Origin of the sequence: Mycobacterium sp. UM_Kg27 (genome assembly GCF_000972905.1) — a bacterium.
In the GTDB taxonomy this organism is placed as follows: domain Bacteria; phylum Actinomycetota; class Actinomycetes; order Mycobacteriales; family Mycobacteriaceae; genus Mycobacterium.
In genome coordinates, this window is sequence record NZ_JRMM01000239.1 from 1 (window position 1) to 2,515 (window position 2,515).

Here is a 2,515-nt window from a genome sequence, read left to right on the forward strand (position 1 = left end):
GATGTGTATAAGAGACAGGCGATGAAGCCGATCTCCACGGTGCCGCGCGCCCTGGCCACCGTCGACATGGCCACCGGCGAGGAAGCGGTCGCGATCCATCAACGCTCCGACGTGTGCGCGGTGCCGGCCGCCGGCGTGGTGGCCGAAGCCATGGTCGCGTTGGTCCTGGCCCGCGCCGCGCTGGACAAGTTCGGCGGCGACTCGCTGACCGAAACCCGGCGCAACATCGAGGCCTACCGGCGTTCGGTGGCCGACCGGGTGCCGGCGGCGGACCAGGAACGGGCCTCGGGGTAGCCCATGGCGCCCAGAGCGGTTCTGGTGGGTTTGCCCGGGGCGGGCAAATCCACGATAGGACGGCGCCTGGCCAAGGCTCTCGACGTTGAGATGCTCGACACCGATGCCGCCATCGAGGCCCGCACCGGTCGTACCATCGCCGACATCTTCGCCACCGATGGCGAACCGGAATTCCGTCGCATCGAAGAAGACGTGATCCGGGAGGCGCTGGCCGAGCATTCCGGTGTGCTGTCGCTCGGCGGGGGAGCCGTCACCACCCCCGGGGTACGCGAAGCGCTGGCCGGACACACGGTGGTGTTCCTGGAGATCAGCGCCGCCGAAGGCGTACGTCGTACCAGCGGGAGTACGGTACGGCCCCTGCTCGCCGGCCCCGGCCGGGCCGAGAAGTTCCGTGAGCTGATGTCGCAGCGGGTGCCGCTGTACCGACGGCTCGCGACGATCCGGGTCAACACCAACCGGCGTAACCCGGGTGCGGTGGTGCGCTATATCGTGTCTCGGCTGGAGGCCGGCGCCCCCGCCGACCGGACGCACCCGCAACCGGCAGCACCGACGCCCGCCGATTCGCCACCTACACCCGCCACCGTGGCCGCACGACAGACCGGAGGACGCAAGTGACCGACATTCCCGAGCCGATCACCGTGACGGTGGCCACCGACCCGCCGTACCCGGTGGTGATCGGTAAAGGCCTGCTCGGTGATCTCGCCGGGTTGCTCGCCGGGCGCAACAAGGTCGCTATCCTGCATCAGCCGACCATGGAGGCGACCGCCGAGGGCATCCGAACCTACCTGTCCGACAAGGGGATCGAAGCGCACCGCATCGAGATCCCGGACGCCGAAGACGGCAAGTCGCTGCAGGTACTCGGCTTCATCTGGGACGTGCTGGGCCGCATCGGCCTAGACCGCCGTGACGCGCTGGTCAGTCTCGGCGGCGGCGCCGCCACCGATGTCGCGGGATTCGCCGCCGCGACCTGGCTGCGCGGCATTTCGATCGTGCATGTGCCCACCACGTTGCTGGCCATGGTGGACGCCGCGGTCGGCGGTAAGACCGGCATCAACACCGAAGCCGGCAAGAACCTGGTCGGTGCGTTCCACCAACCGGCCGCCGTCGTGGTCGACCTGGCCACCCTGGAGACGCTGCCGCAGCGCGAGATCGTCGCGGGCATGCCGGAGATCGTCAAGGCCGGCTTCATCGCCGATCCGGTGATCCTGGATCTGATCGAGGCCGATCCGACTGCCGCGATGGATCCGGCGGGCGAGGTGCTCGGCGAGCTGATCAGGCGGGCCATCACCGTCAAGGCAGAGGTGGTCGCCGCCGACGAAAAAGAATCGGATCTGCGCGAAATCCTCAACTACGGCCACACTCTGGCGCACGCGATCGAAGCGCTGGAGCATTACCAATGGCGCCACGGCGACGCGGTGTCGGTGGGTCTGGTGTTCGCCGCCGAGCTGGCCCGCATCACCGGACGGCTCGACGACGCGACCGCGGACCGGCATCGCTCGATCCTGCTGTCGCTCGGACTGCCGGTCAGCTACTACGAGGACGCGCTGCCGGCACTGCTGGAATACATGATGGGGGACAAGAAGACTCGGGCCGGTGTGCTGCGCTTCGTGGTGCTCGACGGCCTGGCGAAGCCGGGCCGGCTGGAGGGACCTGACCCGATGCTGCTGGCGGCCGCCTACGACGAGGTGGGCCGGCGATTCCGATTGGAGCGGCGATGAACCGGATCAACGTCATCAACGGCCCCAACCTGCAACGGCTGGGCCGGCGCGAGCCCGACGTCTACGGCAGCACCAGCTATGCGGATCTGCAGGCGCTGATCGAGCGGGAAGCGGCCGCACTCGGGGTCGATGTGGTGGTGCGTCAGAGCGACAGCGAAGCCGAGCTGCTGGAGTGGATTCACTGCGCAGCCGACGCCGCCGAACCGGTGATCCTCAACGCCGGCGGGCTGACCCACACCTCGGTGGCGCTGCGGGACGCCTGCGCTGAACTGCCCGCCCCGCTCATCGAGCTGCACATCTCCAATGTGCATGCGCGCGAAGAGTTTCGGCGGCACTCTTACCTGAGCCCGATTGCCAACGGCGTGATCGTCGGCTTCGGAGTGCGGGGTTACCTGCTGGCGCTGCGCTACTTGGTCGAGTCGTCGGAAGGTGAGTCTGCGGCGGACTCGTTTTCGGATACCGCGCTGTCAGACTGAGTCTCGGTGCTGTCTCTTATACACATC

General features: G+C 68.1%; 4 protein-coding genes. All 4 read left to right on the forward strand.

Annotated features, from left to right (window positions below; translation table 11 throughout):
* A partial coding sequence (locus LI94_RS20825; RefSeq protein WP_046302426.1) for a chorismate synthase occupies nt 1-294 on the forward strand: 294 nt, incomplete at its 5' end.
* A gap of 3 nt (nt 295-297) precedes the next feature.
* Entirely contained in the window at nt 298-909 is a 612-nt protein-coding gene (locus LI94_RS20830; protein WP_024442171.1) for a shikimate kinase, read from the forward strand.
* Complete coding sequence (aroB, locus tag LI94_RS20835) at nt 906-2,012, forward strand: 3-dehydroquinate synthase (RefSeq protein WP_164517987.1); 1,107 nt, start codon at nt 906-908, stop codon at nt 2,010-2,012. The genes LI94_RS20830 and aroB overlap by 4 nt, the downstream gene beginning before the upstream one ends.
* Nucleotides 2,009-2,488 (forward strand): type II 3-dehydroquinate dehydratase, encoded by a 480-nt coding sequence (aroQ, locus tag LI94_RS20840; protein ID WP_024442173.1) that lies wholly within the window; start codon nt 2,009-2,011, stop codon nt 2,486-2,488. Before aroB ends, aroQ begins: the two co-directional genes overlap by 4 nt.
* Nucleotides 2,489-2,515: the final 27 nt, after the last annotated feature.

Bases quoted from the DNA above. Each gene is read 5' to 3' on its own strand.
- aroQ (WP_024442173.1), top strand. From the start codon at position 2,009: ATGAACCGGATCAACGTCATCAACGGCCCCAACCTGCAACGGCTGGGC.
- LI94_RS20830 (WP_024442171.1), top strand. From the start codon at position 298: ATGGCGCCCAGAGCGGTTCTGGTGGGTTTGCCCGGGGCGGGCAAATCC.